The organism is Streptococcus mitis (genome assembly GCF_047464035.1).
Classification (GTDB): Bacteria; Bacillota; Bacilli; order Lactobacillales; family Streptococcaceae; genus Streptococcus; species Streptococcus mitis_DX.
Genome location: NZ_JASHCQ010000055.1, coordinates 1 through 714, shown reverse-complemented (window position 1 = coordinate 714; position 714 = coordinate 1). Strand labels below are relative to the sequence as shown.

Below are 714 nucleotides of genomic sequence, written 5' to 3'. Positions count from 1 at the left end.
GTCGTATTATTACAGTAGAAGTACCAGTAACGGTAACACCTAAATCACAAAATGGTGGAGGAGTCATTTCTCAAAATGGCGATTCAACTGTTCAGATTGTAACGGAATATCTTGATGAAAATGGTAATCGAATTACTTCAGATAAAGAAGGAAAACACAATCCAATAGAGTTGGAAGGATATAAATTTAGTCATTCAACAACGGATGCTAAAGGAAATACACTACATCACTATAAGAAAGTGACAAACCCAATCAATCAAGAGCAACCAAGCTTCCCAGAGACTCCTACAACTCCAGAAAAACCAGTAGCTACTCCAGTTCAGACAAGTTCTACAGATTCTAAACCAGTAGCTGTTGAAACAGCCATAGCCAATGATAAGAAGGAATTACCAAATACTGGTACAGAGGATAAGGCTGGTCTAGCTAGTCTTGGACTTCTTGGAATGTTGAGTGCATTCGGACTTGTAGCTCGTAAGAAAAAAGAAGACTAAGAAAGAAACTTCCTTTCTAAAGTTCGATAAAAAAATAGACTGAGGTGAAAACTTCAGTCTATTTCTTTTGGCTATGAAAAAAACCTCTGGCAAGAGTGAACTGCACCCCAAAAGTTAGACAGAAAAAATCTAACTTTTGGGGTGTTTTATTATGAAATTAACTTATGAAGATAAAGTTCAAATATATGAATTGAGAAAGCAAGGTCAAAGCTTCAATCAACTT

General features: G+C 36.0%; 1 protein-coding gene and 1 pseudogene. Both read left to right on the top strand.

From position 1 onward, the window contains the following. The coding region (locus QM818_RS09000) for an LPXTG cell wall anchor domain-containing protein (protein ID WP_414300181.1) at positions 1–491 on the top strand (491 nt) is incomplete at its 5' end. Between the two features lie 151 nt (positions 492–642). Continuing rightward, positions 643–714: pseudogene (locus QM818_RS08995) on the top strand (transposase); the annotation flags it as partial.